Origin of the sequence: Secundilactobacillus pentosiphilus (assembly GCF_002217985.1) — a bacterium.
GTDB lineage: Bacteria > Bacillota > Bacilli > Lactobacillales > Lactobacillaceae > Secundilactobacillus > Secundilactobacillus pentosiphilus.
This window is the reverse complement of the sequence record NZ_BCMI01000011.1, coordinates 57,042-82,897: the sequence shown is the minus strand read 5'-3', so window position 1 is coordinate 82,897 and position 25,856 is coordinate 57,042. Positions and strand designations below refer to the sequence as shown.

At 42.5% G+C, this 25,856-nt stretch carries 24 protein-coding genes; 17 read left to right on the top strand and 7 right to left on the bottom strand.

Annotation, left to right across the window (positions count from 1 at the left end; translation table 11 throughout):
* Positions 1–570 precede the first annotated feature (570 nt).
* From CES81_RS07050 to CES81_RS07025, 6 genes are all read left to right on the top strand, one after another.
* A complete protein-coding gene (locus CES81_RS07050) occupies positions 571–1,275 on the top strand; it encodes a glycerophosphodiester phosphodiesterase (protein ID WP_089121223.1) in 705 nt (234 codons plus the stop codon).
* Positions 1,276–1,392: 117 nt separating this feature from the next.
* Positions 1,393–2,175: a hypothetical protein gene (locus tag CES81_RS07045; protein WP_089121222.1), complete on the top strand. Its 783-nt coding sequence runs from the start codon at positions 1,393–1,395 to the stop codon at positions 2,173–2,175.
* A gap of 234 nt (positions 2,176–2,409) precedes the next feature.
* A complete protein-coding gene (locus CES81_RS07040) occupies positions 2,410–2,727 on the top strand; it encodes a hypothetical protein (RefSeq protein ID WP_089088477.1) in 318 nt (105 codons plus the stop codon).
* A gap of 359 nt (positions 2,728–3,086) precedes the next feature.
* Positions 3,087–4,934, top strand: coding sequence for a hypothetical protein (locus CES81_RS07035; RefSeq protein WP_089121221.1), 1,848 nt, complete (start codon positions 3,087–3,089; stop codon positions 4,932–4,934).
* A 143-nt stretch (positions 4,935–5,077) separates the two neighbouring features.
* Positions 5,078–5,605 carry a MarR family winged helix-turn-helix transcriptional regulator gene (locus CES81_RS07030; RefSeq protein WP_089121220.1) on the top strand — a complete coding sequence of 176 codons (528 nt, stop codon included), beginning with the start codon at positions 5,078–5,080 and terminating at the stop codon, positions 5,603–5,605.
* Positions 5,606–5,607: 2 nt separating this feature from the next.
* On the top strand, positions 5,608–5,973 hold the full coding sequence (locus CES81_RS07025) for a rhodanese-like domain-containing protein (protein ID WP_089121219.1): 366 nt from the start codon (positions 5,608–5,610) through the stop codon (positions 5,971–5,973).
* Between the two features lie 90 nt (positions 5,974–6,063).
* Here the strand turns inward: CES81_RS07025 and rbsK are convergent, their stop codons facing one another.
* From rbsK to CES81_RS07010, 3 genes are all read right to left on the bottom strand, one after another.
* On the bottom strand, positions 6,064–6,996 hold the full coding sequence (gene rbsK, locus CES81_RS07020) for a ribokinase (protein ID WP_089121218.1): 933 nt from the start codon (positions 6,994–6,996) through the stop codon (positions 6,064–6,066).
* 207 nt (positions 6,997–7,203) lie between these two features.
* Positions 7,204–7,956 carry a type I 3-dehydroquinate dehydratase gene (gene aroD, locus CES81_RS07015; RefSeq protein ID WP_089121217.1) on the bottom strand — a complete coding sequence of 251 codons (753 nt, stop codon included), beginning with the start codon at positions 7,954–7,956 and terminating at the stop codon, positions 7,204–7,206.
* Positions 7,957–8,113: 157 nt separating this feature from the next.
* A complete protein-coding gene (locus tag CES81_RS07010) occupies positions 8,114–9,289 on the bottom strand; it encodes an RNA-guided endonuclease InsQ/TnpB family protein (protein ID WP_225356362.1) in 1,176 nt (391 codons plus the stop codon).
* A 486-nt stretch (positions 9,290–9,775) separates the two neighbouring features.
* Between CES81_RS07010 and CES81_RS07005 the strand changes: the two genes are divergently transcribed.
* Entirely contained in the window at positions 9,776–10,435 is a 660-nt protein-coding gene (locus tag CES81_RS07005) for an HD domain-containing protein (protein ID WP_089088499.1), read from the top strand.
* A gap of 99 nt (positions 10,436–10,534) precedes the next feature.
* Here the strand turns inward: CES81_RS07005 and CES81_RS07000 are convergent, their stop codons facing one another.
* Positions 10,535–11,044 (bottom strand): aminoacyl-tRNA deacylase, encoded by a 510-nt coding sequence (locus CES81_RS07000; protein WP_089121216.1) that lies wholly within the window; start codon positions 11,042–11,044, stop codon positions 10,535–10,537.
* Between the two features lie 159 nt (positions 11,045–11,203).
* Here CES81_RS07000 and CES81_RS06995 point away from each other — a divergent pair, with 159 nt between their 5' ends.
* The 3 genes from CES81_RS06995 to CES81_RS06985 all read left to right on the top strand — a co-directional run bounded on the left by CES81_RS06995 (position 11,204) and on the right by CES81_RS06985 (position 15,814).
* Positions 11,204–11,932: a GntR family transcriptional regulator gene (locus CES81_RS06995; RefSeq protein WP_089088469.1), complete on the top strand. Its 729-nt coding sequence runs from the start codon at positions 11,204–11,206 to the stop codon at positions 11,930–11,932.
* A 316-nt stretch (positions 11,933–12,248) separates the two neighbouring features.
* On the top strand, positions 12,249–14,627 hold the full coding sequence (locus CES81_RS06990) for a phosphoketolase family protein (RefSeq protein WP_089121215.1): 2,379 nt from the start codon (positions 12,249–12,251) through the stop codon (positions 14,625–14,627).
* 662 nt (positions 14,628–15,289) lie between these two features.
* Positions 15,290–15,814: a helix-turn-helix domain-containing protein gene (locus tag CES81_RS06985; protein ID WP_089121214.1), complete on the top strand. Its 525-nt coding sequence runs from the start codon at positions 15,290–15,292 to the stop codon at positions 15,812–15,814.
* Here the strand turns inward: CES81_RS06985 and CES81_RS06980 are convergent.
* The gene (locus CES81_RS06980) at positions 15,807–16,130 is read right to left on the bottom strand and encodes a DUF5626 family protein (RefSeq protein ID WP_089121213.1); all 324 of its coding nucleotides are present in this window, start codon (positions 16,128–16,130) and stop codon (positions 15,807–15,809) included. The two genes, CES81_RS06985 and CES81_RS06980, sit on opposite strands and share 8 nt — an antisense overlap.
* 194 nt (positions 16,131–16,324) lie before the next feature.
* On the opposite strand from CES81_RS06980, the gene CES81_RS06975 reads away from it, so the two are divergent.
* Positions 16,325–16,909: a DUF536 domain-containing protein gene (locus CES81_RS06975; RefSeq protein WP_089121212.1), complete on the top strand. Its 585-nt coding sequence runs from the start codon at positions 16,325–16,327 to the stop codon at positions 16,907–16,909.
* 232 nt (positions 16,910–17,141) lie between these two features.
* Positions 17,142–17,843 (top strand): hypothetical protein, encoded by a 702-nt coding sequence (locus tag CES81_RS06970; RefSeq protein WP_089121211.1) that lies wholly within the window; start codon positions 17,142–17,144, stop codon positions 17,841–17,843.
* A 447-nt stretch (positions 17,844–18,290) separates the two neighbouring features.
* On the opposite strand, the gene CES81_RS06960 is transcribed toward CES81_RS06970, so the two are convergent.
* On the bottom strand, positions 18,291–18,968 hold the full coding sequence (locus CES81_RS06960; RefSeq protein WP_089121210.1) for a hypothetical protein: 678 nt from the start codon (positions 18,966–18,968) through the stop codon (positions 18,291–18,293).
* Positions 18,969–19,135: 167 nt separating this feature from the next.
* On the opposite strand from CES81_RS06960, the gene CES81_RS06955 reads away from it, so the two are divergent.
* The 5 genes from CES81_RS06955 (at position 19,136) to CES81_RS06935 (ending at position 24,902) form a co-directional block, all read left to right on the top strand.
* Positions 19,136–19,792 (top strand): MarR family winged helix-turn-helix transcriptional regulator, encoded by a 657-nt coding sequence (locus tag CES81_RS06955; protein ID WP_089121209.1) that lies wholly within the window; start codon positions 19,136–19,138, stop codon positions 19,790–19,792.
* Positions 19,793–19,816: 24 nt separating this feature from the next.
* The gene (locus CES81_RS06950; RefSeq protein WP_089121208.1) at positions 19,817–21,619 is read left to right on the top strand and encodes an ABC transporter ATP-binding protein; all 1,803 of its coding nucleotides are present in this window, start codon (positions 19,817–19,819) and stop codon (positions 21,617–21,619) included.
* A gap of 153 nt (positions 21,620–21,772) precedes the next feature.
* The gene (locus tag CES81_RS06945) at positions 21,773–22,666 is read left to right on the top strand and encodes an ABC transporter ATP-binding protein (RefSeq protein ID WP_089121207.1); all 894 of its coding nucleotides are present in this window, start codon (positions 21,773–21,775) and stop codon (positions 22,664–22,666) included.
* Positions 22,663–23,883 (top strand): ABC transporter permease, encoded by a 1,221-nt coding sequence (locus CES81_RS06940; protein ID WP_089121206.1) that lies wholly within the window; start codon positions 22,663–22,665, stop codon positions 23,881–23,883. The genes CES81_RS06945 and CES81_RS06940 overlap by 4 nt, the downstream gene beginning before the upstream one ends.
* Before the next feature lie 179 nt (positions 23,884–24,062).
* Positions 24,063–24,902 carry a C40 family peptidase gene (locus CES81_RS06935; RefSeq protein ID WP_089121205.1) on the top strand — a complete coding sequence of 280 codons (840 nt, stop codon included), beginning with the start codon at positions 24,063–24,065 and terminating at the stop codon, positions 24,900–24,902.
* Positions 24,903–24,905: 3 nt separating this feature from the next.
* Here the strand turns inward: CES81_RS06935 and CES81_RS06930 are convergent, their stop codons facing one another.
* Entirely contained in the window at positions 24,906–25,820 is a 915-nt protein-coding gene (locus CES81_RS06930) for an RluA family pseudouridine synthase (protein WP_089121204.1), read from the bottom strand.
* Positions 25,821–25,856 lie beyond the last annotated feature (36 nt).

The window sequence follows — 25,856 nt, the reverse complement described above, 5'->3', positions numbered from 1 at the left end:
GTTGCCTAGAAGAATAAAACTATTTAGTTCCAACTTTTTGGGTACACGTCACAGCCTGGTTTTGGCTGTGTGGGGCTCTTCTCTTATATGGCCGGGAGCTGTCTTTTTTTACGCGTTTCGGCAATGTAAAAGTGATGAGCTGATTTTGCTGTGTGGGGCTCTTCTCTTATATGGCCGGGAGCTGTCTTTTTTTACGCGTTTCGGCAATGTAGAAGTGATAATTCTGGGTTTGGTTGTTGGGACTCAACAGCTCTTTGAATGGGCCGCCTTCAGCCACCAGCGGGTTCATTGCTGTGGGGACCGGCGAAAGCCAAGGTCTTTCGCCTCGCATTTAAGCCACACCAAAAACGTGTGTCTTAAATGTCGTCCCGTGCTGTAAGGGCGAAACGCCCTAACACCACCTTCACAGCAACGAACCCGCTGGTGGCCTGTGGCTGAATAGAGCGGTTGTAGTCATCTTTACACATTTAATACGTAAAACTTGCAGAAATAAAATAGGTATCGGCTACACTTAGGTCATGGTGTAAGGCTACTTTAACTCAGCAAATCACTATAATCTGGAGGTAGACTATGTCAACTTTGATATTTGGTCATCGCGGGATCCCAGCAAAATTTCCGGAAAATTCAATGCAGGGTTTTCGGTATGCAATTGAACATCACGTTGAAGGGCTCGAATTCGATGTTCACCTAACCCGCGATCGACTGCCAGTCATCATGCACGATGAAACGATCGATCGGACAACGGATGGTGGGGGAAGAATTTGCGATTACAATTATGAGCAATTAAAGACGTTTAAACTGAGCAACGGCGAACCGATTCCAACGTTATATGACCTGATAAAGCTGGTCCAAAACATCGATGTAGTATTAAACCTTGAATTTAAAACTAATCAAATTCACTACCGGGGAATTGAAGAAATTGTTTTACGGCAGGTTAGTCAAGCCTATTTGCTGCACCCAGTCATCTACTCATCGTTTAACTTGGCAAGCTTGAAAATTTGTCAGCGACTGGATGATAGTCAAAACTACTGCTACTTAACCGGACAGATGGTTCCCAATCCGCTTCAGTTCATGAAAGAAGAGCACTTAAACGGGTTGCATCTGCATCACGCTCAAAATAGCGAAAGCTTGATTGAACGGATTTGGACGGTTAACAATGAAGACCAAATGATCAAACTGTTTTCACAAGATGTCGATGGTATCTTTACGGATGATTTTGAAAAGGCTATGAGGATGCGCCAACAACTGCACCACAATCAATTACTGGTTGGGTGACGTTTTGATGGACAACTGATCAGTATAGAGAGCATAATTTTTGGAAATTTTGAATGTACATTATAAGAAAAGAGCGATAAAATTGAGCTAATTTACAGATAAGTGAGGTTGATAAGGATGAAAAAAGGGGTTAAAGCACTAGCATTGGCGTTAGCTGTTGCTGGTCTTGCAGGGGGTTCATCAATAACAACAGCATCGGCAAAACAATGGCACCATCCAAGTATTGGCGACGGGATGACGCAAACTCGGAAAACCTACTATACACACTCGGCAGCAACTTTAGAGAGTGAAATAACGTATAAAGAATCAACATTCCACAGAGTTGCCTCCGCGAAGAACAAAAAACTTCGCGTTTACAACAGTAAGTATCTGCGGTCATATTCAGTAACGACTTCGATCAGGGCGTTTGATTCTAAGGCAGAAGTAACGGTCAAACTGCCGAACGGTAAAATGGCCAAATACCGGTATGTTATAGGTGGCAATGGGACTAATCGGAAATATGGGTTAATCGATGGCTGGCTTTTCGCCGGTTATTTGACACCTAAATCTTCACCTAAAAAGGTGCACCATGTAAAAGTTGATAAAACGTCTTACGCTATTCCTAAGGTTTTAAAAAAGAGTGTCTCGAACACCAATGTCAATGGATTTAAGCATCTCAATGACATACGTCTGGCACTGCTTAAAGCAAATGAGCAAGTTAGCCTGCATCCTGGTTACTACAACCAAAAGAATTCACTGTACTACGCCCAACATGATTTAAATGATTATGTGGCCTTGTACAATGATATTGCTTACCATGGTGGGAAACATGATAATCAGGCTTATGTGGATGATTTACTTAAAGATGTTAACGAAATTATTAATTATAAGTCGTGGAACGCAAAGTATGCGGCTTTTTAAAATAATCAAAAAGCGTTCAGCAAATGCTGTTGAACGCTTTTTATATCCACAAATGCTTGAGCTTCTTAACGCGAGCATGTGAGGTTAACCTGCCTTGATAAGCATGCCCGAAAATTCATGATTCATTAGTCAAGTAAGCGATTGCACCCCGTTTCTTTCAATCTACATGGACTTGTGTTAAACTTAAAGAAAAATGAGAGAATCATGAATTTAAATTGAGAGTGGTGGTTCGAAGTGAATGACAGTATCTACTTGCTAACGCCAGAAGATAAGAATTTCATTTCTCATGTTTGTCGTAACTTACAGACATTTACTTTATGGGTGGATGAATCTGGACATGCTGAAGATTTTAAAGTAAAAGAAGCTCGTGAAAACAGTGCAGACTATTTATTAAATACATTGTTGGAAAAATACCATATCGAGTTAACTGACAAGCCAAAAGCTGAAAAATTACTGGCAACTGGTAGTTTAGCAGCAGATAACATCAACGTTGTTGACGTAATTAAAGAAATTGCCCGGTTGATCGATACATTTGCCGCCAGTGTATCGTGATCGGATAGCTTATTTTAGAGTACAATTGATTATAGAAGCCGTGACATAACTCGGTAGATTCCAGAATTTAACACCCAGAAGCGTTCTTCCGATGGTTTTTTCATCAGGAGGGCGCTTTTGGGTGTTAAATGGCCGGAATCTGAGTTATGGAGCGGGTTAAGGCTACATTAAAGGAGTGAACGAAAGTAACTCCTACGCTGTGTTTTAGTCAAGGAATTAACTGGCATCCTTATCGATATAGACTTAAGTCACAGGCCCTTGTTGGGTTCTAGCAGTAAACTCTCAGACAGCAGTGCCGACAATTTGGTATACTACAGTTAACAAAATCTGTATTTGGGAAACAGGAAAGAGGACTAGCCATGCTAAGTTATTTTGCCTTGATTACACTTGTTAAGTTATCAGGGTTATTGATTCCGTTTATTTGGTTTTTATGGATCAGTAACCGACGATGGCGTTATTGGGGAACACTTGCCATTGTTGCGTTATTTATCGTTAGTTATATCAACACGTACTTTAATCTGCCGGATCTGGCTTACCCATCTTTGATCGATGGCTGGCTGTTGTGGCTGATTGGCGGATTTGTGGTAGTGGCAGTACTCCGTCGCTTCGTATTTAATCCGAATGCTGTAAAGGAACGTGCGGTCAATGAAGATAATTATTTCAGCCGGTTAATGCGCAGTTTTGGGCTTACCATCGGCTGGGTGGGCCGCTTAATTGGCGCTGCCGTTGCAGCCGTGATTGCCGTTGTTATTCTTAGCAGCGTGGCTTCAGTTGTGACGACAATGAACCCTAAGCCGGCGGTGAATTCCATTAAAGTGGACATGAATAATTCCACGGATGGCGCGCCGATGCCAGTCATTAAAAATAGTGCAGAGACTCCCGTAGTGAACGCACCGCAAACCGTTTCTACTGATATGAATAACTCGTTAAACAGTTTTAAGAACTCGAACGTCTATGATCTAAACCATATGCGGGTTCAGATGTACAACGGTAAAATGGTGTATGTTGCCCCCGTTGAATTCTCCGGTGGTTTCTGGCGTTACATTCATTACCAGAAGGTACCAGGCTACTTCATGACCAATGCTACCGATAAGAATGCTGACCCGAAGTTTGTGGCCAAATCCATGCGTTATACGCCAAGTGCTTATTTTAACCGTGATGCGGATCGCCGTATCAATGCCTATAGTATGGGGTATACCATGGTCGGCAGTACTTCTCAGCTTGAAGTGGATAATAACGGGACACCTTACTACGTCCGAACACTAGCAAAGCCGATTTCATACTTCAACCGTAACTATGACTTTAAACACTATAAAGTGGCCGTTTTAAACACGATCAACGGTAAGGTGAAGGTTTATTCACCAATTAAAGTACCAAAGTTCGTTGATGTGGCGGCAACTCCAGAACTAGTCGAAAAAGAAGTTTCGATGTTTGGCCGTTACCGTCATGGTTTTTGGAATGCAACCAGCTTTGGTGGTCATAATGATGTGATGAAACCGACGCAGGCTGGTACTGAAGGTGGCGACACCTTAACGCCGTACGCTTACAAGGGTCGTATCTACTACTTCACTGGGATGACCAGTGTTAATAGTCACCAAAGCTCAATTTTAGGCTATTCCTTTGTGGATGCCCGAACCAATACGCTGCATTACTACCGTGAACACGGCAACGTCATGACACCAGAACGGGCCATTTCCTACGCTCAGCAAGATATTAACCCACAAAACTATAAGGGGACTTTACCATTACTGTACAGGATTAATGGTAATCCAACTTGGGTCGTTTCCATGCTTGATCGGGATAACAACTCCTTTATGAAGTTTGTCTACTTGCTGGCGGATGGTAATAACCAAAGCGGCACCTATGCGGTGGGTGACGATGCCCAGAGTACGCTAGAAATTTTCCAGCAGCGTGTGGGTGCTAAGACGGGAACGACGACTGAACCGAAAGTGACTGGCAAGACCATTTCCGGCACCGTTGAACGGGTGGTTAAACCGGATGATAAGCAAATCCTGTTTATCTTGAAGGGTGACAGCCACGTTTACCGGATGGATACTTCAGCGAAGACCTTCCAGCCAATTGACCAGTTCATTCAGGCTGGTGATAAAGTCAGCTTTAAAGCCACTGCTTCCGACAAGAACCAGTTGGCAACGGCTAATGTTGGCCTTGAAACCTATAAGAATCAGTCGATCAAGACACAAAAGTAATGAGTAAAACATCAAGCGGTAAACTCTGTGAAATTAGAGTTTACCGCTTTTTGAGTTTCACGCTTGACTTATTTTTAAAAGTCAGTATACTGTTCAATGTAATATAGTTAGCCGGCTAATTAAATTATAAAGGTCTGAAAAAGATGGAAAAAGGTAATTTTAAAGATCGTCCGAATGCTACTCGGTTAGCGTTAAGTATCGGCAAAGTTAATTCCGACATTGATATTGATACTGTTCAGCAGTTTTTAAACTTCCAGTATTCGTATCGAGAGATGCAGCGGCAGTATGACGCGGTGCTAGCGAAATATCATTTAACGGAATCGCGATTCGTTATTTTGATGTTTCTTTACGAAGCACCGCATCAGCAGTTATTGCCGTTACAACTCGCTGAAAAATTAGGTGCCACTAGGGCAACTGTCAGCAAACTATTAAGGGGCTTAGTGGACCAGGGACGGGTTAACAAGCAGCCGTCCCCCACGGACAAGCGAGCTACCTTAATTGGTTTAACGGCGGAAGGCGAAAGGGTTTTATTATCTTTTCTACCGCATAATTTTGATGCGGTTCAAACTTTATTTGGCGGTTTATCGTCAAACGAATTAACTACACTGTCACATTTGTTAGCAAAGATTCAGAATGGTACACAGACACTTGAACAAGAAATGGAGAAATAATCATGGAAAACGAAAAAATTAACTTCTTAAAAACTTATATGAGTCTCTACATCGGCCATGACGAGGTTTTACCAGAAATGCAAAAACCAGACTCAAAGTACGTTGTGTTAGACGTTAGAAACGCCCCAGCTCAAATCAAAAAGGACCAAATTAAGGGTGCCGTTGCCATTGCTGCTAAGGATCTTTCTAACCATCTTGATGAATTGGATAAATCTAAGACTTACGTGGTATATGACTGGACTGCCGGCACGACACTGGGTAAAGCAGCCTTGCTGACCTTACTTTCAGCTGGTTTCAAAGCTTACGAACTTTCATGTGCCTTAGAAGGCTGGAAGGGTATGCACTTGCCAATTGAAACAATCGCTTAAATCAGTAGTGAACATTAAGCGTACAAGACAATGAAAAAGGATGTGTTCTCACCAGTTTTAGTGAGAACACATCCTTTTTATGTTGCAGAATTATTTATCAGCTTTTTCAGCAGCTTCAATTTCAGCTAAAGTCGGAATTGAAGGGTGGGCACCCATTCGTTGAACGGTAATGGATGATGCACGGTTAGCAAAGCGGATAGCTTCGGCTAAATTACTGAAGTCCGGCTTTAGCTGAGAGCTCAAAGCACCGATGAAGGTATCACCGGCAGCGGTGGTATCAACGGCGTTAACCTTGAAGGCGTCTACGAAGCCGTGGTTACCATCAGCGGTGTGGTAGAAGGCTCCCTTGCTCCCAACGGTAATAATAACACCCTTAGCACCCATGGCGTGGAGCTTTTCAGCACCCTTGATCATCGATGCTTCGTCGGTGATCTCAACACCAGTTAAGGTTTGGCATTCCGTTTCGTTTGGCACAACCAGGTCACTAACAGCTAATAAGCTAGCTGGAATCGTTTCCTGAGCAGGAGCCGGGTTCAAAATAGTGACAACGTTGTTTTCCTTGGCAGCTTTGAAGGCTGCTTCAGCAACGTCAAGCGGTGTTTCAAATTGAGTAATGATGAAGTCGCTCTTAGCGATAGTATCTTTAGCGTTATCAACGTCCTTAGTTGATAATACTTGGTTGGCACCACCGTAAACTAAAATGGAATTTTGACCGTTTTTATCAAGTAAGATAAAGGCTTGGCCAGTCTTAGCATCATTAGTAACGGTGACGTGATCCACGTTAATGCCAGAATCAGTCATGGATTTCACCATAAACTTACCGTTGGCGTCATCACCAATTTTACCAATAAAGTAAGTGTCAGCACCGGCACGGCCAGCAGCGATGCCTTGATTAGAACCCTTACCGCCGCCAGCAAAGGATTGGTCACCCATTGCTAGGGTTTCGCCGGGCTTTGGCAGGCGCGGGATTTCAAGGATCGTGTCGACATTTAAACTCCCAATTACAGTTACGCGATTAGTCATCTTAATAAACCTCATTTCAAAATGTGAATTTTTTTACAATTAAATTTAAGTAAAACGTTTTACGTACCTTACTCATAATAATATAGCAGATAATGTAAGCTGTTTCAATCATTCTGGTAAAATTCTCATTTACTTGATCGGTCAACATTACCGCCTCAACTTTCGGTGTCCTGATATCAGTGTATCTTAAATGGTATTTAAAGTAATTTATTGTGCAATAATTTTCAAAATTTTACGTGTTTCATCGACAGTTAGTTGCCCAGGAGCGGAAAGCGCTGAGTTGGTGGCGAAGGTTAAAACACTGTTAAAAGTTTGGCCTGCAACTCGGGTCACGGCACCAAGTGATCCCATTGCCATGGTGATAATCGGTTGTGAGATTTGTTGACTGGTTTCGTGTGTGGCAACCATTAAATTTAAGACGTCTTCGTTGTCTTTAGGCATAACAGCAAGTTTGACAACGTCGCCGCCTAAGCGTGACATTTTCATTAACTGATCCACCATTTCAGTCCTTGCTGGGGTCCGTTTAAATTCATGGTGACTAATGATCGTCCTGACTTGATGCGTTCGCGCAAAAGTAATCAATTGATTCGTGATAGTTGACTCCCGTTGCCATTCGACATCAATCGCGGTGACCTCGGTTTGCAGCATGATTTGAGTATAAAGCTTTAAATAGTCGGCATCAGCGATTTGCCGCTTACCGCCTTCGGCACGGTCACGTAAAGTGATGATCAATGGTAAATCACCCAAAATTTCAACGATTCGACTTGCCGTTGAGAGAATTTCAGCAGTATCTTCTAAATCGTTAAAGTAATCTAGGCGCCACTCGGCGATGTCAGCGGAAGAAGAAACGGCTTCCCCAGCCTGACCAATGACGAGGTTAGGATCGGCGCCTGTAATTGGAACGCAAATTTTGGGAACTCCGCTGCCAAGCGAGAGCCCCTTAAAAGAAACGGGTGTCATATGAATGGTGGGCCTGCTACTGATAACTTATAAAAAGTTATAGATCATTCTTGCTTCTTCCTATCCTGCCTCGCACGAAACTCGCTAATACAGTTGATATGATAGTCCACAAGCGTTAATTCCCGGCTAGCCACCGGTACATACTCTGATGCCTGTTTTAGTAGGCTAATTCAAAGTTTTCAGTATCCCTGATATTCAAGGCCGCATTAATATCGCGATCTTCGGTATAATCACAGTTTTGGCATTCGTACACCCGATCTTTGAGTTTCAAATCAACTTTTTTATGGCCACACCGTTGCCACACTTTAGAAGTTGGTTCAAAACGATTGGTTAAGTGCACCGGAATGCCTAACTGCTGGCATTTATCAATCAGTTTAAGCCGGAAATTATAGAAACCTTGATAACTGATTGCCTTAGCTAAATGCCGATTTTTCATCATACCTGTAACATTCAAATTTTCTAAGGCCACCCACCGCGGTTTGGCTCTCACCACAGTGGCAATAATCTTATTTTGATAATCCGACTGAATGTTGGTTAATCGTTGGTACAAGCGTTGCACCTTCCGCTGAGTTTTGGCTAGGTTTAAATCAGTAGCAGACTTTCCTTCTTTCTGTCTTCTAGCTTTCAGTGCGTGATACTGATGGGACATTTTTCTTTGCAGCGTGCGCAGACGTTTTCTGATGCGCCTTATACGACTGCTTTTGTTGTGATTAGGATACAAAGTACCATCATTTAAGATGGCAAATTCTTTCAGGCCAAGGTCAATGCCGACAGGTTCACCAGTTAGTTCTAACTTTGGCAACTCATTCTGTTCCACTAAACAGGTCAAATAATACCGACCGGCCTTAAATTTGACCCGGCCTTGTTTGATCACAAAGTGGTCTGCATCGGTGGGAATATACCCGAATTCTTTGAGGCGTACCCAGCCAAGTTTGGGTAGCTTGATTCGGTGACGCTGACAAGGAATGATTTGCGTTTTACCGTCCTTAACAAAGTAGTAACTGCCTTGACCGCGTTTAGATGACCGCCAATGCGGAAACCCACTCAGTTTCTTAAAGAAATGTTTCATAGCTATATCGGCATCGATAAAGGCCTGTTTAACTGATTTGGATAGATCTTTGATCCACCTGTCATCAGGATTGCTTTTAAGGTATTCATGATTAAACCACTTACTGAACTCATAAGCGCCCATATAGTGATAACCGTATTCATAACGCTGCCGATTGATATCCAAAAACAGGTTATAGGCCCAACGACTGCCACCAATGTGACAATCAATCTGCCAAGTTTGTTTTTCAGTCGGCTTAATTTCGACTTGATAGGTGAGTAACATCAGGTGTTCCGCCTTATTGAATTTAATCACCAAGGTAAAGTGTCCCTCATATTATACCGGATGGCTTTATCCCAAACGGCCTTTTAATGAAATTCATATAAATCACTACTTATATGCTATTAGCTAATACGGAAAATTTACCTCCTAACTCTAACCTTGTGATATCTTTTACCAGACTTATCAGAATACGAAATATTATAGGAGCACCACTTTACAAAGACTGATATCCTTTTACAATAAAATAGTTACTGTTCATTCCTCCTTAACTAATCTATTTCTCATCTGAATTTAGCATGTTTAAGAGGGCGACGCAAGAAAAGATGTCAAACTAGCGCGGTACTTTGGTGAGATGATTTTGGAACAAGCCTAGCAAATTGTTTGATTGTAAAAGTTTTGCTGAAAGCAGGTGGAAAATGAGTTCTAATTTTCTTTTAATAAAAATAAAGTATGATGTCTCTTATTATTGAGAAAGTTTAGGTGAGCGACTTGGAAGCAACTGATCAATTAGCTGCAATTAGTAAATATACCTCGCAAAAATTAGCAGGTGATGCCACTGGTCATGGGATCGACCACATTAACCGGGTGGTGACCAATGCCAAAATGCTGTTGGCAGAAGAGCCTTCAGCTGACTATTTGATTACCCTGAGCTCGGCATATTTACACGATGTGATCGATGACAAACTCGTTTCGGATGTGTTATCAGCCCAACGAAACGTTGAGAGCTTTTTGAGTTCGATTGAATTTGATCCAGACCAGGTACAAACGGTCATGTTCATTATTAATAACATGTCGTTTAGTAAGTCCCTGACGGATGACCAGCATCCATTGCCGCTGGAAGGTCAGATCGTGCAAGACGCGGACCGACTAGATGCGATTGGTGCCATTGGCATCACGCGGGCAATCTATTACGGCGGTCATCACAGTGAAAAAATCTACGATCCTAAAATCAAGCCTAGGACAAATATGACAAAGGCGGAGTATCGTAATTTAGATAACGAAACGATCATTAATCACTTCTACGAAAAACTGCTGAAGCTGCCGGACAGTATGAATACGCCGGTAGCAAGAAAAATCGCCAAGGGGCGTCAAAAAACAATGACGACCTTTTTGGAAGATTTTAAGGCTGAGTGGAATGGTATGAAGTAAGCGCACAAATGAGTGTTTAGAGAGATGTATAAGTAAGAGGCACCGTAAATCCCAACTGGAATTTACGATGCCTCTTACTTGTTATATGCGGTTACGGTGCTATTCTTCTTCTAGTAGATCCGTAAACTTACCCTTCACTAGCTTGCAAACGGCCTGGGCATTTACCTTCACAGAGCGGCCAATCTGCCCGGAGGAGACGATGATCTCTCCCTGTTCTTTAGCCGTGTTATCAAAGTAGATCGGGTACTTCAGCTTTTCCCAGATACCAATGGGGGTGTTAGCGCCGTGTTCGTAACCCGTCGTCTTGACCAGTTCTTTTAGCGGCACCATACTGACTTTTTTATTACCGGAAGCTTTAGCTAACTTTTTAAGGTCTAAGTGCGTATCTATTGGCAGCACGCCGACAACTGGACCCGTTGTTTTGCCTGAAGCCACCAGCGTTTTGTAAATCGTGTGCTGATCAAAAGTACTTTCATCAACGTCCATTTGTTGCACATCGCCAGCTTCGTGGGTAGCAAACGATAGCTGTTCGTAATTGATTTTAGCCTTATCCAGGATCTGTTCAACGAGCGTTTTATGTAATTGACTTTTTTTCTTCTTTTTTGACATAACGACCATTCCTTATATAAATGATTTGGTGCAGTCCAGACGACAAATTAATAGGGACCAATTTACACAATAGTGCGTTTCAATCTATCCGAAAACTTTAAAATCTGTTATACTCGATTTAATCATTAAATCAGTGAGCTGGTTGCAAGGGAGATTGGAATGGCAGATTTAGTTTACAGAAGAGTATTGCACGACTTAAAATCGCGAATTCACGATAATCAGTTTCCAAACAAACGATTACCAGATGAACGCAGCCTAAGTGAAGCATACAACGTCAGTCGCAGTTCAATCAAGCGAGCACTTAGTGTCTTAGCAAATCAAGGCATCATTTTCAAAAAACGTGGTTCGGGCACCTTTATTAACCCATTATACATGAAGAACCAAACGATTTTTCATTATGAGGGTTCCAATTTGGGAATTACCGACAGCTTTAAAAACGACGGCCAGACCCAGGGGATTAAGTTACTATCCTTCAAAGTTGTGCCGGCTAATGAAGAGATGCAGCAGGACCTTTTCTTGGAAAAGGGCGACTTTGTGTATGAAATTAAACGTTTGCGATTATTTGATGACCATCCGTTTATGATTGAACGGGGGTTTATCCCGATTAGGATTGTACCAGAACTCTCGCAAAAAGTCGTATCAGGTTCGATTTTTAACTACCTGGAAGACGTTCAAAATAAGGTTGTCACCAAGTCGTTTATGACCGTTAAAGTGGCACCCTCAAACGAAGAAGATCAGGAATTATTGGGGTTAAAGCCTACGGAACCGGTCGCCGTTATGGAAGGAATCTTCTTTTTAGATGACGGGACGCCCTTTGAGGTTTCCAATATGCGCCTGCGTTACGATTACTTCAATTACAATACCTTCGTTACTTTGGATGAAGAATAGCATAATGACTCAAAAAACTGTCCAGTTACAATTACTGGACAGTTTTTTTCATATTTTCATGGGTTTTGAAAATTAATTTGAGCTGCTATAAGGCTTGATCTCATCGCCTTTTTAGCGATGTAACGCGATTAACTTGATTATGTCTATGAATTGGACCGTATCAATTTTCAGAGCGGTTGACTTTTATGTAAATGGGACTATCATAGTGTGTGTAAATTATCGATACAATTCGTACTTGGTAATTCACACATCTTGTTTCAACTGCATTGATTACGTCGTGCAGTTATCTTTAATCATTCAAAGGAGTGTTACTCTAATGGCAGAAGATTACGATTCCAAACAGTATTTGGAAGGCGTTGACACGTATTGGCGTGCCGCCAACTATTTGTCTGTTGGTCAACTATATCTACGGGACAACCCATTATTGAACCGCGACTTGACTTCAGACGATGTTAAAATTAAGCCGATTGGTCACTGGGGAACAATTGTTTCTCAAAACTTTATTTACGCACATTTAAATCGGGTCATCAAGAAGTATGATTTGAATATGTTCTACATTGAAGGTTCAGGGCATGGTGGTCAAGTTATGGTTTCTAACTCATATCTTGACGGCAGTTATTCAGAAATCTACCCTAACATTTCTCAAGACGAAAAGGGTCTTCAGAAGTTATTCAAGCAATTCTCATTCCCAGGTGGCGTTGCTTCACATGCTGCTCCTGAAACACCAGGTTCAATCCACGAAGGTGGCGAACTTGGTTACTCACTTTCACACGGTACTGGTGCAATTTTAGATAACCCAGACGTAATTGCCGCTGTTGAAATTGGTGATGGTGAATCTGAAACCGGTCCATTAGCGACATCATGGTTCTCAGACAAGTTCATCAACCCAATCAAAGATGGTGCTGTTTTACCAATTATTAACATGAATGGTTTCAAGATTTCTAACCCAACCATCCTTTCACGGATGAGTGATGAAGACTTGACTAGCTACTTCAAAGGTATGGGCTGGGATCCAGAGTTCGTTGAAGTTAAGAACCCTGACGATCATGAACCCGTCCATGAAGATATGGCTAAGGCCATGGATAAAGCCATTGAAAAGATTCACGCCATTCAAAAGAATGCCCGCGAAAACAATGACAATTCATTACCTAACTGGCCAATGATCATCTTCCGTTCACCTAAAGGCTGGACTGGTCCTAAGGAAGACTTCGATGGCAACCCCGTTGAAGGTTCATTCCGTGCTCACCAAGTTCCGCTACCAATTGCCTCAGGTGCCATGGAACATGCTGACCAATTAGTTAAGTGGTTGAAGTCATACAAACCAGAAGACTTCTTTAACGAAGACGGTACGATCAAACAATCCGTTCGCGATATGGCCCCTAAGGGTGAACAACGGATGGCCATGAACCCTATCACTAATGGTGGGATCAAGCCAGAACCATTGAAGCTGCCTGACTACAAGAAGTACGCTATCAAGGTTAAGACGCCAGGTGCTATCACTGCTCAAGACATGATCGTTTGGTCTGACTGGGTTGCTGACACCATGAAGCTGAACCCTACCAACTTCCGTGCATTCGGTCCTGATGAAACGAAGTCAAACCGTCTGTACTCAATGCTTGATACTGGTAAGCGTCAATGGGAAGAACCTATCAAGGAACCTAATGACGAAAACATGGCACCACAAGGCCGTGTTATCGATTCACAACTTTCCGAACACCAAGCTGAAGGCTGGTTGGAAGGTTATGTCTTAACTGGTCGTCATGGCTTCTTCGCAACTTACGAATCATTTGGCCGTGTTGTCGACTCAATGTTGACGCAACACATGAAGTGGTTACGTAAAGCTTCAGAACAACAATGGCGCAAGCAATATCCTTCATTGAACTTCGTGGATACTTCAACTGTCTTCCAGCAAGACCACAATGGTTACACTCACCAAGACCCAGGTATGTTAACTCACTTGTACGAAAAGAAGCCTGAGTTAATTCGTGAATACTTGCCAGGTGACGCTAACACATTGCTGGCTGTTGCTGATGTTGCATTCCGCAGCTACCAGACCATCAACTTGCTGGTTACTTCAAAGCACCCACGTCCACAATGGTTCTCAATCGATGAAGCCACTAACCTGGTTCACAATGGTTTAGGTTACATCGACTGGGCTTCAACTGATCAGGGTCAAGAACCTGACATTGTCTTCGCTGCTGCTGGTAGTGAACCAACTTGGGAAGTCTTTGCCGCTGTATCATTGCTGCATGACGCATTCCCAGAATTGAAGATGCGTGTCATCAACGTTGTTGACATCTTGAAGCTCCGTTCACCAGAAAAGGACCCTCGTGGTTTGAGTGACGAAGAATTCGACCGTTACTTCACTACTGACAAGCCCGTCATCTTCGCCTTCCACGGTTATGAAGACATTGTCCGCGACATGTTCTTCGACCGTCACAACCACAACCTTCGTGTTCATGGTTACCGTGAAAACGGTGATATCACCACACCATTTGATATGCGTGTCTTGAATGAACTCGACCGTTACCACTTGGCAAAGGATGCTTTGCTGAGCATGCCAGAATACGCTGTTAAGGGTGCATCCTTCGAACAACGCATGGATGACATGGTTGCTAAGCACACTGCTTACATTCGTGAAAATGGTACTGATATGCCAGAAGTCACGAACTGGAAGTGGACACCACTTAAGTAATTTAATTGCTTGAAAGCATTTTAAAAGCACTTCGAGATTTAGTTCTCGGAGTGCTTTTTTCTGAGTAAGATCGATATTAGGTAAGGGGATTGGTTAAGGAATCATTTCGTTGCGTGAAACCAGGCAGCTCGTCGTGGCTTGCTCCGGAGCTAGCGCTTCGCTCAGGGCGGATCTCCTCCGTCTGCGCAAAGCAGTAACCCTCCAAAGGACGGAGGCTAACTGCTTTCTACACCACAATCTGACTGGTTTCACTCCACGGCATTTACGCTGGCACGTTTAGTCAGCGGAATTGTTTGGTTGCTGTCGCAAACGGGTGAATATCAATAAAACGACTTAGTTCACTTACGATGATCCGACCAAATAGGGTTAGTTTCTTAAAAGGTTACGAGCGTATCCTGATTGATAATGTTCCGAGTCAATTAGTGCGTGATAGGGTTACAGTTTGTGTCGATTTTATCCGAACGGTACCGATGACTTATTTTGAAAATATGCTGATGCCAAATTTAGGTGGCCGTACTGTTTTTGCTGGCTAATTAAGTGGTGACGTTGATATTCTGGGAATTATTTTTTATTGAATTTATTTAAACTAAAGTAGCAAAAATAAAATTTCAATTTGATTTTTTGAAATGGTGTGCTAGTCTAAATACTTTGAGGAGGAAAGCATGGGGACTTTAGCAGAACAATTAAGAACTACTCGTATTAGCCGAGGTTATTCGCAAAATGAGATAGCAACGATGCTGCATATCACGAGGCAGTCTGTTTCCAAGTGGGAAACAGGAAGAGCTTATCCAGATATTGATAACTTGATTTATTTAAGTGATATTTATGGGTTATCGATCGATAAGCTTTTGAAAAAGAATCAAGATCTGGAGAATAAAATCCAAACTAATCAAACTGTGATTAATGATAAAAAGAAGCAATTAAAGCAAATTAATAAATCGTTGTATAGCAATCGCGACGAGGGAATTCTCCTGTTGGTTTTGACGCTCATATCGGGGATTATTCCACCAATCGGTGTCTTGTTGCCCATTTATGTTATGTGGCGAAACACCAAGTATAATGCGCTTTTTAAAACAATCTATGCGATAGCATTAGTTGTCATTATAGTTAGTGTTATCAATACTAGTATTTATGCAGCTGACAACTGGTTCAAGCCGAGTCAAACAACTGTCTATAAGATTAATTAGCAGTCACATAAAGTTTACCGTTTTTAATTTTTATGATTGCCGAGGAGTGGTAAGTCAGTAAATTCAAATGACGTGTGAACTGTATTTTGGCACTCCCGCTTTTTAAGTACGCTTGTTTATTTGTAACAGAGCCACTGCTAACTTTAATCGATAAGTCTCTAATTCCTGTGATCTTATTACCTGAAGTAGTGACATTACATCCCATAGACCAGGAACCACGGCTAATATGATTGACATGAACTGTGGCTGCTTGAACTGTTATTGGAAATAATAGTGACGATACGATGATGACGAGACTTAAAATAATTTTTTTCATATTTGTAACCTCCATAATTTGAGGTTACAAAATTGACTACATTAACATAAGAAGACAACAAGCACCCTCTGTAACTCAGAGGGTGCTTGTTTGTAGAATCAGTTAATTTGATAATTATCGGTTGACCGAATTTGGTTAGAAGATTTGTATTCATACCATGTGATATACTTTATTATTGAAAGTTGGTGGGGATTTTGGGACAAACGGTAAGAGAAGTTGCGGCTCAGTTAGGTATTACAAAACCAGCTGTGCAGCATCGTATGAATCAGATTGATGGATTTAGGGATGAGTACGTTAGAAGAATCGGCAATCGATTAGTAATTAATGAACCTGGTGTTAAGGCATTGTTAAATATTGATAATAAAACTAGTCAAAGTCAATCAAACGATAAACGATCAGATCAATTTTTTTGTAACGATAGATTGTTGCTGGAACAACTTAAAGTCAAAGATGCTCAACTTGAGATTACACAACGACAAATAGAAAACATGCAAAAACTTCTGGATCAACAACAACACCTCCAAATTGAGTTAACTAAGGTAAATAAAGACCTAAGACAGCAGATTAAAACGTTCGAAGAATATATACACTCGGATACCTGCAAACTTACAGAACGTGACAATTCTTCGGTAGTAACACATACACAGGAAGATCACGTGAATTTGGGAGGGCAAACTGATAGTCGTAATTCTCAAACCAACGGGGACGTCAAACAGAATGATAGTAGTTCTAAGTTAAGTGAAAGTATGGGGTTCTTTCATAGATTTATTAAAAATTAGCTATCAGAACTGATGGTAACTAAAAAAATAACCTGATGTGACTCCGTTCTTTGAAATTTCATGAAAATTATTTTGGTTAATTAGATTGGTTAAAAATAACATGTTACAAGAATGCAACCAGTGTAAACTATTGGTTTCTAGTCAAAATGTCATGATTCATCTAAGCTGAATGATGTTAACAGCTAAACCCTAATGCGCATTAGAAAAAATTACATTACTAGAGGTTTACGATATGACATTTTTTAGCATAGACAACAAAGATCATAAGGTTAAAGGTTCAAAAAGGAACGCTATTAAATTAACAACACTAACAGCTTTAACGATGCTGACAACCAGCGTAGCTGTGGTACCTCTATCAGAGGGAATTACAGCTCAAGCTGATACGGTTACATCTTCAAAAACTATGAATGTAGTTAACAGTGCTAATGTGAACACATTTGCTCAAACACAGCTGGTGAAAGAGGCTGATGTGCCTCAATTGATCCAAAATAAGATAAACGATGCCTCTGAAGCACAAATGGCCGAGATTACTCAAAAGGTTAAAGCTGCCACAACGATCACGACCCAAGGTGGCCAGACTACTATGGAAGTTAAGGATGCTGCTGTTGAGCACGCATACCTTTCAGTTTTGGCACCTAACGTACTGGTAGTGGGTAACCGTAGCTCTGGTGTAACAAAAATCGTATGGCATGGTGCAGTAAAAAAAGGGAACGTTGATATTTATCTATCTAAGAACACAATTATTGGTGGTCATGCAGGGTTAGCCGCTGTAAATTTGATAAAATTTGGTGTTAATATGTATGCTGAAAATTATTTCGGTGCTGTAAAATCGTTTGGTGCAGCTATTGATCATACAGTTAAAGCCTCAAAAGTTAAAAATGGCAAAATGTTCAAAATGCGACACTGGAAATACGCTGGATCAAAAAATCAATAGAAAGAAGTTTGTAGAATAACTGATGAAACCTTCGAAGGTGTTTTTGAAACCATTTGATTCATGGAGTAATGCTTTAGACATTTTGGGTGGTATCGGAATTGTGTTACTAATTTTGGACTGGTATTTCCCGTCTTTTTGGCTAACTAGTGTGTTAGTTTTGGATGGTTTTGTGGAGACGATAGGTATTATCGTTCTCATTATTCTGAACGAAAAAAAGAAAAGAAGACTAAGGCGGCATGAGAAACAATAAACTAGTGATTTACAAAAAAAGAGAAGCCAGAAGACTTTTGAAAGTCCTTTGGCTTCTCTTTTAATGTCACCGACCAAACTTCTTACTCCGCTACATGTACTTTGCCATGTTTAGTCAGCAGAATTGTTTGGTTGCTGTCGCAAATGCCCCTATATTAAAAAAGGGTCTAGACTGTCTAGACCCTTTTGGTGTTAACTTTAGGCCATTGGTGCTGGCAAGTAGAAGTAATTCTTAAGCGTACCAACTGAATAGCTAGTAGATAATTTGCTAAAGTGATTCTTGTTGAGGCGAACCGCTAACCGATACTGATAATTTCCCTTTTTTGAGATGTGTCGGTCTGGTAGCTTTAACATGTTTTTCTTCGCATAATAGTGCGTTAAATTCCCTTTTTGCTTAGTGGCAGTAATCTTTGTGGATGAGGTTGGTTTAGTACCGGTATTGCCATTGGCAAAGTATTCGACATAATTATTTGATGTAATGGCAATTTTTGGTGCCTTAATAAAATTGCTCTGAGTAGTAAATTGTTTGCCTTTAGCAATCGTCACAGGACGTGGATAATTTCCTTTTAACACCTTTAAATTACCACTGTATGGAACAATCATTTCTGCGTTCTTGCTGGTATGCCTGATGTTGTAGTTTAAGTCTCCCACATCAATTTTAGCGTAAACTTTATGATTTTTGGTTGTTGGTGCAAACAGATAAACCCGTGTCTTTGCAGGGATCCTTAGTTTACCAGATTTGATTTGACGAGTGGTTTCGGCATATGAGTAACCTGAGTAACTTTTGGCAGAAGCATTCGTTTGTGTTGATAGACCGACTCCGACAGCTGCTAACAGTGTCGCTACGGTGAGACCAACTATTTTATTGAGTTTCATGTGAAATCCCCCTTTGCCTTTATAGTACTACGAAATGGGGAAATAACGACTAAAAATAAATAGTTAGTTTGTGTTGACAATGACTAACTAATGAATTATAGTTTAAATCGTTAGTTAATCATTTACAAAACTAACTAAACATTATGAACTGACAGGAGATTATTAAAATGACATACAACTCACAAGATTTATTAAAACAATTTGGCGACTTCATGATGGCTTTTCAGCAACGCGGTTTTTCCGCTTTTTCTAAACGGGGCCAGCAGTTCTGGGCTAAGCAGCCGCAACGTGGCCAAATGCGTGTGTTGCTATTACTTAACGATAAGGATCAATTAACTAATTCACAAATCGTTGATGAATTAGACATCCGGCCAAGTTCCGTTAGCGTCATGGTTAAGAAACTGGAAGAAGAAGGTTTGGTTGAACGCCATGATTCAACTGAAGATAAGCGTGTTAGTTTGATTTCACTCACTGAAAAAGGGAAAGAAACGATTACTTCATCTCATAACTTTAAAACCGAATTTTCTGATGAACTGTTTGACTCACTCACTAAGGAAGAACAAGAAACATTGGGCAAATTACTGAACAAACTTACTACTGGTTTAAACGAAAAGTTTGCTAAGTGGGATGACGGTGAAGAACGGCCAGACTTTTTGGATAACATGCCAAACGCCTTCTTTAAAGGTCAGAAACCTCAGGGCTGGGGCGGCTTTAAAGGTAACGGGTTTGGTCATCAAGGCCCACACAACGGTCAATTTGGGCCACGTCCCGATGGGTTTGATCCGCATCAAGGTGGCTTTGACCCAGAACGTAACAACTACTAAATCACAAAAACGAGGCAAATAGACATGCAACGACAAGCTCCACAGGGCGGCCCACAAAGAGGCCCACAAGCAGGCGGCGTTCCTTTCAAACGTCAAAAATTTAACTTTAAAGATTTTGCACAGTTGGTCGTCAAAATCAAACCCCATTTTTGGCAGCTTGGTGTTGGCTTACTATTTGGTCTGATTGCTACCGGGATTCAATTAACGGTGCCACAGCTAGCGAAGCAACTGATCAATCAACTTGGTCACGTGATGAATTCTCAGTTGATGTTCTTAGTCATTGCCGCTTTTATTGGCAGTGCGCTGATCAGCGCTTTTTCTGGCAGTATTCTTGGCTTCTTTGGTGAAGACGTTGTCAGCAAGCTGCGTCAGTTCTTATGGGATAAAATTCTGCGGTTACCCGTGGGTTACTTCGACGAGACCCGTTCAGGTGAGATTTCTTCCCGGCTGATCAATGATACATCCCAGGTCAAGGATTTACTGGCAAATTCCGTTCCTAACATGGTGACTTCAATTTTGCAGCTGGTTGGTGCTTTAGTCTTGATGTTAGTGATGGACTGGAAAATGACACTGATCATGTTCATCGCGGTACCGTTGGTGCTGGTTTTGATGATGCCTGTGATCAAGCAGTCACACAAAATTTCCATTGCGCGGCAGGATGCCTTGGCTGACTTTAACGGTCAATCCAGTGAAATTCTCAGCGATATTCGGTTGGTCAAATCATCAACTGCTGAAGACGTTGAGCGGGAAGATGGCCATCAGAAGATCGATAAATTGTATCGAATCGGCTTGAAAGAAGCGATTTACGACTCCGTTGCCAGCCCACTAATGCAAATGATGATGATGGGCATGATGATCGGTATGCTGATCTATGGTGCCAGCCGGGTTGCTCAGGATACCATGACCTTCGGCACCTTGATTTCATTTCTGATGTATCTGACGCAGATGATTGGACCATTCACTCAGTTAAGCCAGTTCTTCACTGATATGGCTAAGACGAGTGGTTCGACAGCTCGTATTCAAGAACTGCTGCAAGCTGGCGAAGAAGACCAAACTTCTGGTGAAGCTATCGACATGGATGGCCAAGCGTTATCCGTTGAACACGTTGATTTCGAGTACGAAAAAGATCAACCGATCCTGCAGGATATTTCCTTTACCGCAAAACCGAACAGCGTGATTGCTTTTGCTGGACCTTCTGGTGGCGGTAAATCAACCATTTTCGGTCTGCTGGAACGGTTCTATGATCCAGATAAGGGTCAAATTAAGATTGGTGATACCGAAATTAATGATGTGAACATGAATAACTGGCGCAGCCAAATCGGGTTAGTGAGTCAAGATGCTGCCATTATGGCGGGAACGATTCGCTACAATCTGACTTATGGGTTGGACGGTGACTATACGGATGACCAGCTCTGGAACGTGTTAGAGATGGCTTATGCTAAGAGCTTTATTCAGGACATGCCAGACGGTTTGGATACCCAAGTTGGTGAACGCGGGGTTAAGGTTTCTGGTGGTCAACGGCAACGGCTGGCAATTGCCAGAGCGTTCTTGCGTGATCCGAAGATCTTAATGCTGGATGAGGCGACAGCAAGTCTTGATTCCGAATCAGAGATCATGGTTCAAAAAGCACTGGAAAAGCTGATGCATAACCGAACGACGTTGGTGATTGCCCATCGGTTAAGTACCATTGTCGATGCAACCCAGATCTACTTTATCGAACATGGTCAGGTCAGCGGACATGGGACGCACCAAGAACTGGTTAAGAAGCACCCACTGTACCGTGAATACGTAGAAAATCAATTTGAGAGCGTGAAACAGGGCGCTTAAATTGTAAATAACCATAGAAGCTGACAAAATTCTGATTGTAGGATTTCGTCAGCTTTTTTAATGTGCAATCTCGAAAACATTCAAACATTTACTTCCCCAATTCATTTGGTATGATTAACTCAACGATGAACAAGCCAAAATGGGGAGGGTACTATGCTTAAAATTGAGCACTTATCGAAACGGTTTGGTGATCTGAAGGCTTTAGATGATGTGACATACAACGTTAAAAAAGGTGAAATTCTTGGATTAATCGGTCAAAACGGTGCTGGTAAATCAACTACCTTTCACAGCATTTTAAGTTTCATTCACTATGACGGTCAGATCAGTTGGAAAGACCAGCCTATCAACGAACAGGTCTTTGATCAAATCGGCTACTTACCCGAGGAACGCAGCCTGATGCCCAAAATGACGGTTGAACAGCAGATTCTCTACCTAGCACGATTGAAGGGCAAATCCGCTAAGCAAATTAAACCGGCGATTGATCAGTGGATGAAACGGTTTGAAGTTAAAGGTAAGAAGACTGATAAAATTAAATCATTATCAAAAGGGAACCAGCAAAAGATTCAGCTGATTTGTACACTGATCCATCGACCATCGCTGATTATCTTGGACGAGCCTTTCAGCGGCTTAGATCCAGTGAACGTGGATATTTTGGAACAGGCCATTTTAAACGCAAAAAAAGAGGGCGCGGCGATCATTTTTTCCAGTCATGACATGGGGAATGTGGAGGCCCTTTGCGACGAACTGGTGATGATGCGGCAAGGGAAAATAGTACTGCATGGGGAGATTCGGGCGATCCGTGATGGGTTTGGCAAAAATGAAATTTTCGTGACGACTGACTGGTCCACCGCGGCGTTATCGCAGTTACCACACGTGGTGGAAGTAACGATGCTATCCCGTAACCGGTATCGGCTACGGGTAGACGACCCAGCAGCTGGTAAGCAGATCTTTCAGCGGCTATCAAATGGCGAATACATGGAAGAATTCAGTCAGCAGCCACCGACCCTTGATGAAATTTTCCGGATGAAGGCAGGTGATCCCCGATGAAAAAGATGTGGATCGTAACGCTAACCACTTATTTGCGTCAGGTTAAGTCGTGGAGTTTTGTGATTTTGGTGCTGTCACCGTTCATCATGCTGCTGGCAACATTTGGGGTTGGTTTTATTTCTGCCAATTCAGCCTCTGATAGTAACGATATTGCGATCATAGCCAAGCAGCCAACGCTTCGGAAAGGCTACATTCAAGTCGCCGGCAAAGATCATGTGGCTACCAAACTCACAACCGTGAAAGCGGCTAGGCATGCGCTGAAGAAAAACGACATCAGCGGCTACGTTATTTTGAGCCAAGGTAAGCAGTATCGTGCGGTTTATCATGGTAAGGAAACCATGCCGGCTTCCGATAAAGCGCAGTTAACGGGTTATCTAAGTAAATTGCAGACACAAAACAACGTTGCTCGAGCTAAGCTATCGGGCCAGCAGCTGAAACAGTTATCCGTGCAGCCGACCTTTAAACAGGTTGTGCAGAAACGTGAGGGGTTAGTTAAGACTGCCCGAATGGCATCGTTTTGGATCCTAGTCTTCATGGTTTACATGATTTTAACGACTTATTCATCAATTACCGCGCAGGAAATTGCCTCTGAGAAGGGGACCAAGGTGATGGAAATGGTCTTCTCCAGTACCACGGCAGCCAAGTATTTCTGCGGCAAGATTCTGGGTGTCTTAATGGTGATTGCAACACAATTACTGGTGTATCTAATTGGCGGTTGGGCAAGCCTTGTAGCTGCCAAACGGATGAATATGGCGAAACCATTCTTCGATCAATACGGCTCATTAGTAGATCAAGTCGTTCATAATCTCGTTAACGTCAATTTACTATTCCTATTCTTAGGAGTGATCATTTATACGATACTAGCGGCCTTTAGCGGGGCGTTAGTTTCTAAAGCTGAAGATGCTTCGAAAGCCGCGTATCCGGCTGTTTATCTGAGTATGATTGCTTTTTTTGCCACGTTTCCATTTCAAAATAACGCGGATGCACTAATGGTAAAGATTATGTCGTATGTGCCGTTCTTCTCGTCATATTTCATGCCGTTGCGGATCATCAATCAATCGGCTAGTCCGTTAGAAATTGGTATCTCGCTTTCAGTATTGATCCTTACGATTATCGGGTTAACCTGGTATATCAGCAGCATCTATAAGGGACTAATTTTACAGGCGGACGAAAGTCATTTCTGGCAGCGACTACGTAAGGGACTCACTTATAAATAGATAGCGGTAAAAATGGTCAGAATAAACCAGCTACTATTTCTGGAAAGAAGTAGCAGCTGGTTTATTTTGGTTTCGAGAGGCTTAGTAAGTAAATGTTTAAGAAAGGTTCAGTATTTTGGAAATCTCTCGGCAACAAATACAAAGAAGTGTTTAATTAAATTGAAATAGGGGGAGTAAGAATGAAGCGTAAATTGATGTATGTTGTTATTGGGGTAGTAATCGTCATGGCAGTCGGTGACGGCGTTTTACACCACTATTTTGGGCGCACCGATCAGACTGGGGAGTCCGTGATCACGGCTAAGATTCAGCAAGGTGTTGCGCCAAACGAGGTTTTCCAGCGTTATCGATATCCGTATCAGCTCAAGATTACCAATAATAATGCTGAGATTTATTCGGCGCCAGCCGGTACCCGGTCTGCTGGTACCTATGGCACGGTGAAATCATTGCGGTTAAATCCCCAGATTACGGGAATTAAGCGAGCGGACCTCAACCATCGGCGGGGCGAAGGGTACGTTCAATTTAAACAAAGGGGACATACATTCTGGATCTATAGTCACGATGTCGCCTTTCGTCATTTAAGCCGTTTAAGGGGCCATAATCCGCGGGTTGAAACAGCGATTGCGGCCGGCACGGCGTTAGTTGGCCGTTCCAAGTATAAATTAGGCAGTGGCCGCACGGCACAAACGTATGCTGCCAAGCGTTTTGATTGTTCGTCGTTTGTCTGGTATTGCTACGAGCATGCAGGGATTAAACTGGGTCCCTTAGACAGTGTCACCACTTACACGCTAGTAACTCAAGGACAAGCAGAACCTATCTCAAAGCTGCACAGAGGTGATTTGATTCTTTTTTCCAATCGGCGACAAGGCGCTAATAATCATATTGGCATCTACCTAGGAAACCAGCTGTTCTTGCACGACATTGGCACGGATGATACTGGCGGTGTAGGCATTTCTTCGCTGCGTGAAACCGATTGGCACCAAACCGTCAACCCGACTGCTAGAAGAATCGTGATCCACTAAGGCTCACTTAAAATAGCGGTTTTCAAACTGATTAAAGGTCTCCGGCAGGCTGGCAGTCAACGTGATGTGGTTAAATGAAAAGGGCAGCGGCACGCGTAACCGCCAACTGTGCAACAGTAAACGCTGCTGACGCGGATCATTTACGTATAACGGATCGCCAACAATTGGGTGACCAAGGTTGGCGAAGTGAACCCGGATCTGGTGAGTGCGGCCGGTTTGCAGCTGGACGGCGACTAAGGTTGCGTTTGGCAGATGCGCCACCACTTTATAGTGTGTAATTGCCATTTGAGGATGATCACCATCTACCTGCCGTTTCCGTTTATCAGCTAGGTTACGGCCAATTGGCATGGCAATAATCCCCTGAGGCTGGTTAAGCTGGCCGTGGATCCAGGCCAGATAAGTCCGCTGAATCAGCTTTTCCTTAATTAAGCGGACTAGGACGGGGACCACTGCCGGGTTCTTGGCAATCAGCAGTGCCCCGCTGGTTTCCTGATCCAACCGGTTGATCACGTAGGGTTGCTGGTTCTTGGGTGCCAGATAGGCCGCTACATGATTCAACGTTGTACCGACTTCACCTGGCTGATTAGGGTGGGTTTTGCTGCCCTGAGTTTTGTTGACTACCAGCAAGTTGGTATCTTCGTACAGCACGCTAACGGTGGCAGCGCTGTCCGGGATAACGTTTGGGTACGGATGTTCGAAATCGCTGGCCAAAAACGTGAGCGTGATCTGGTCGCCCGGATGCACGTCGAAGTTAACGGGCAGGTATTGGCCATTTACCAATACCCGTTCACCGCGTTTTAAACTAAAAACTAAGTGTTTCGGCAGATACCAGTCTGCCATCAGCAGTTGGCGCAATGCTTTAGATTGAAAATTACGTGGCAGACGTACTGTAAACTGCCACTGGGTTGGTTGAGCCATTTATGATGCCTCCAAAAAAGCACCCTTACCCGTTAC

What these genes read in the sequence shown, in the direction of transcription:
- CES81_RS07050 (WP_089121223.1), top strand. Translation starts at nt 571, where the DNA reads ATGTCAACTTTGATATTTGGTCATCGCGGGATCCCAGCAAAATTTCCG.
- CES81_RS07045 (WP_089121222.1), top strand. Translation starts at nt 1,393, where the DNA reads ATGAAAAAAGGGGTTAAAGCACTAGCATTGGCGTTAGCTGTTGCTGGT.
- CES81_RS07035 (WP_089121221.1), top strand. Translation starts at nt 3,087, where the DNA reads ATGCTAAGTTATTTTGCCTTGATTACACTTGTTAAGTTATCAGGGTTA.
- CES81_RS07030 (WP_089121220.1), top strand. Translation starts at nt 5,078, where the DNA reads ATGGAAAAAGGTAATTTTAAAGATCGTCCGAATGCTACTCGGTTAGCG.
- CES81_RS07025 (WP_089121219.1), top strand. Translation starts at nt 5,608, where the DNA reads ATGGAAAACGAAAAAATTAACTTCTTAAAAACTTATATGAGTCTCTAC.
- rbsK (WP_089121218.1), bottom strand. Translation starts at nt 6,996, where the DNA reads ATGACTAATCGCGTAACTGTAATTGGGAGTTTAAATGTCGACACGATC.
- aroD (WP_089121217.1), bottom strand. Translation starts at nt 7,956, where the DNA reads ATGACACCCGTTTCTTTTAAGGGGCTCTCGCTTGGCAGCGGAGTTCCC.
- CES81_RS07010 (WP_225356362.1), bottom strand. Translation starts at nt 9,289, where the DNA reads ATGTTACTCACCTATCAAGTCGAAATTAAGCCGACTGAAAAACAAACT.
- CES81_RS07000 (WP_089121216.1), bottom strand. Translation starts at nt 11,044, where the DNA reads ATGTCAAAAAAGAAGAAAAAAAGTCAATTACATAAAACGCTCGTTGAA.
- CES81_RS06995 (WP_089088469.1), top strand. Translation starts at nt 11,204, where the DNA reads ATGGCAGATTTAGTTTACAGAAGAGTATTGCACGACTTAAAATCGCGA.
- CES81_RS06990 (WP_089121215.1), top strand. Translation starts at nt 12,249, where the DNA reads ATGGCAGAAGATTACGATTCCAAACAGTATTTGGAAGGCGTTGACACG.
- CES81_RS06985 (WP_089121214.1), top strand. Translation starts at nt 15,290, where the DNA reads ATGGGGACTTTAGCAGAACAATTAAGAACTACTCGTATTAGCCGAGGT.
- CES81_RS06980 (WP_089121213.1), bottom strand. Translation starts at nt 16,130, where the DNA reads ATGAAAAAAATTATTTTAAGTCTCGTCATCATCGTATCGTCACTATTA.
- CES81_RS06970 (WP_089121211.1), top strand. Translation starts at nt 17,142, where the DNA reads ATGACATTTTTTAGCATAGACAACAAAGATCATAAGGTTAAAGGTTCA.
- CES81_RS06960 (WP_089121210.1), bottom strand. Translation starts at nt 18,968, where the DNA reads ATGAAACTCAATAAAATAGTTGGTCTCACCGTAGCGACACTGTTAGCA.
- CES81_RS06955 (WP_089121209.1), top strand. Translation starts at nt 19,136, where the DNA reads ATGACATACAACTCACAAGATTTATTAAAACAATTTGGCGACTTCATG.
- CES81_RS06950 (WP_089121208.1), top strand. Translation starts at nt 19,817, where the DNA reads ATGCAACGACAAGCTCCACAGGGCGGCCCACAAAGAGGCCCACAAGCA.
- CES81_RS06945 (WP_089121207.1), top strand. Translation starts at nt 21,773, where the DNA reads ATGCTTAAAATTGAGCACTTATCGAAACGGTTTGGTGATCTGAAGGCT.
- CES81_RS06940 (WP_089121206.1), top strand. Translation starts at nt 22,663, where the DNA reads ATGAAAAAGATGTGGATCGTAACGCTAACCACTTATTTGCGTCAGGTT.
- CES81_RS06935 (WP_089121205.1), top strand. Translation starts at nt 24,063, where the DNA reads ATGAAGCGTAAATTGATGTATGTTGTTATTGGGGTAGTAATCGTCATG.
- CES81_RS06930 (WP_089121204.1), bottom strand. Translation starts at nt 25,820, where the DNA reads ATGGCTCAACCAACCCAGTGGCAGTTTACAGTACGTCTGCCACGTAAT.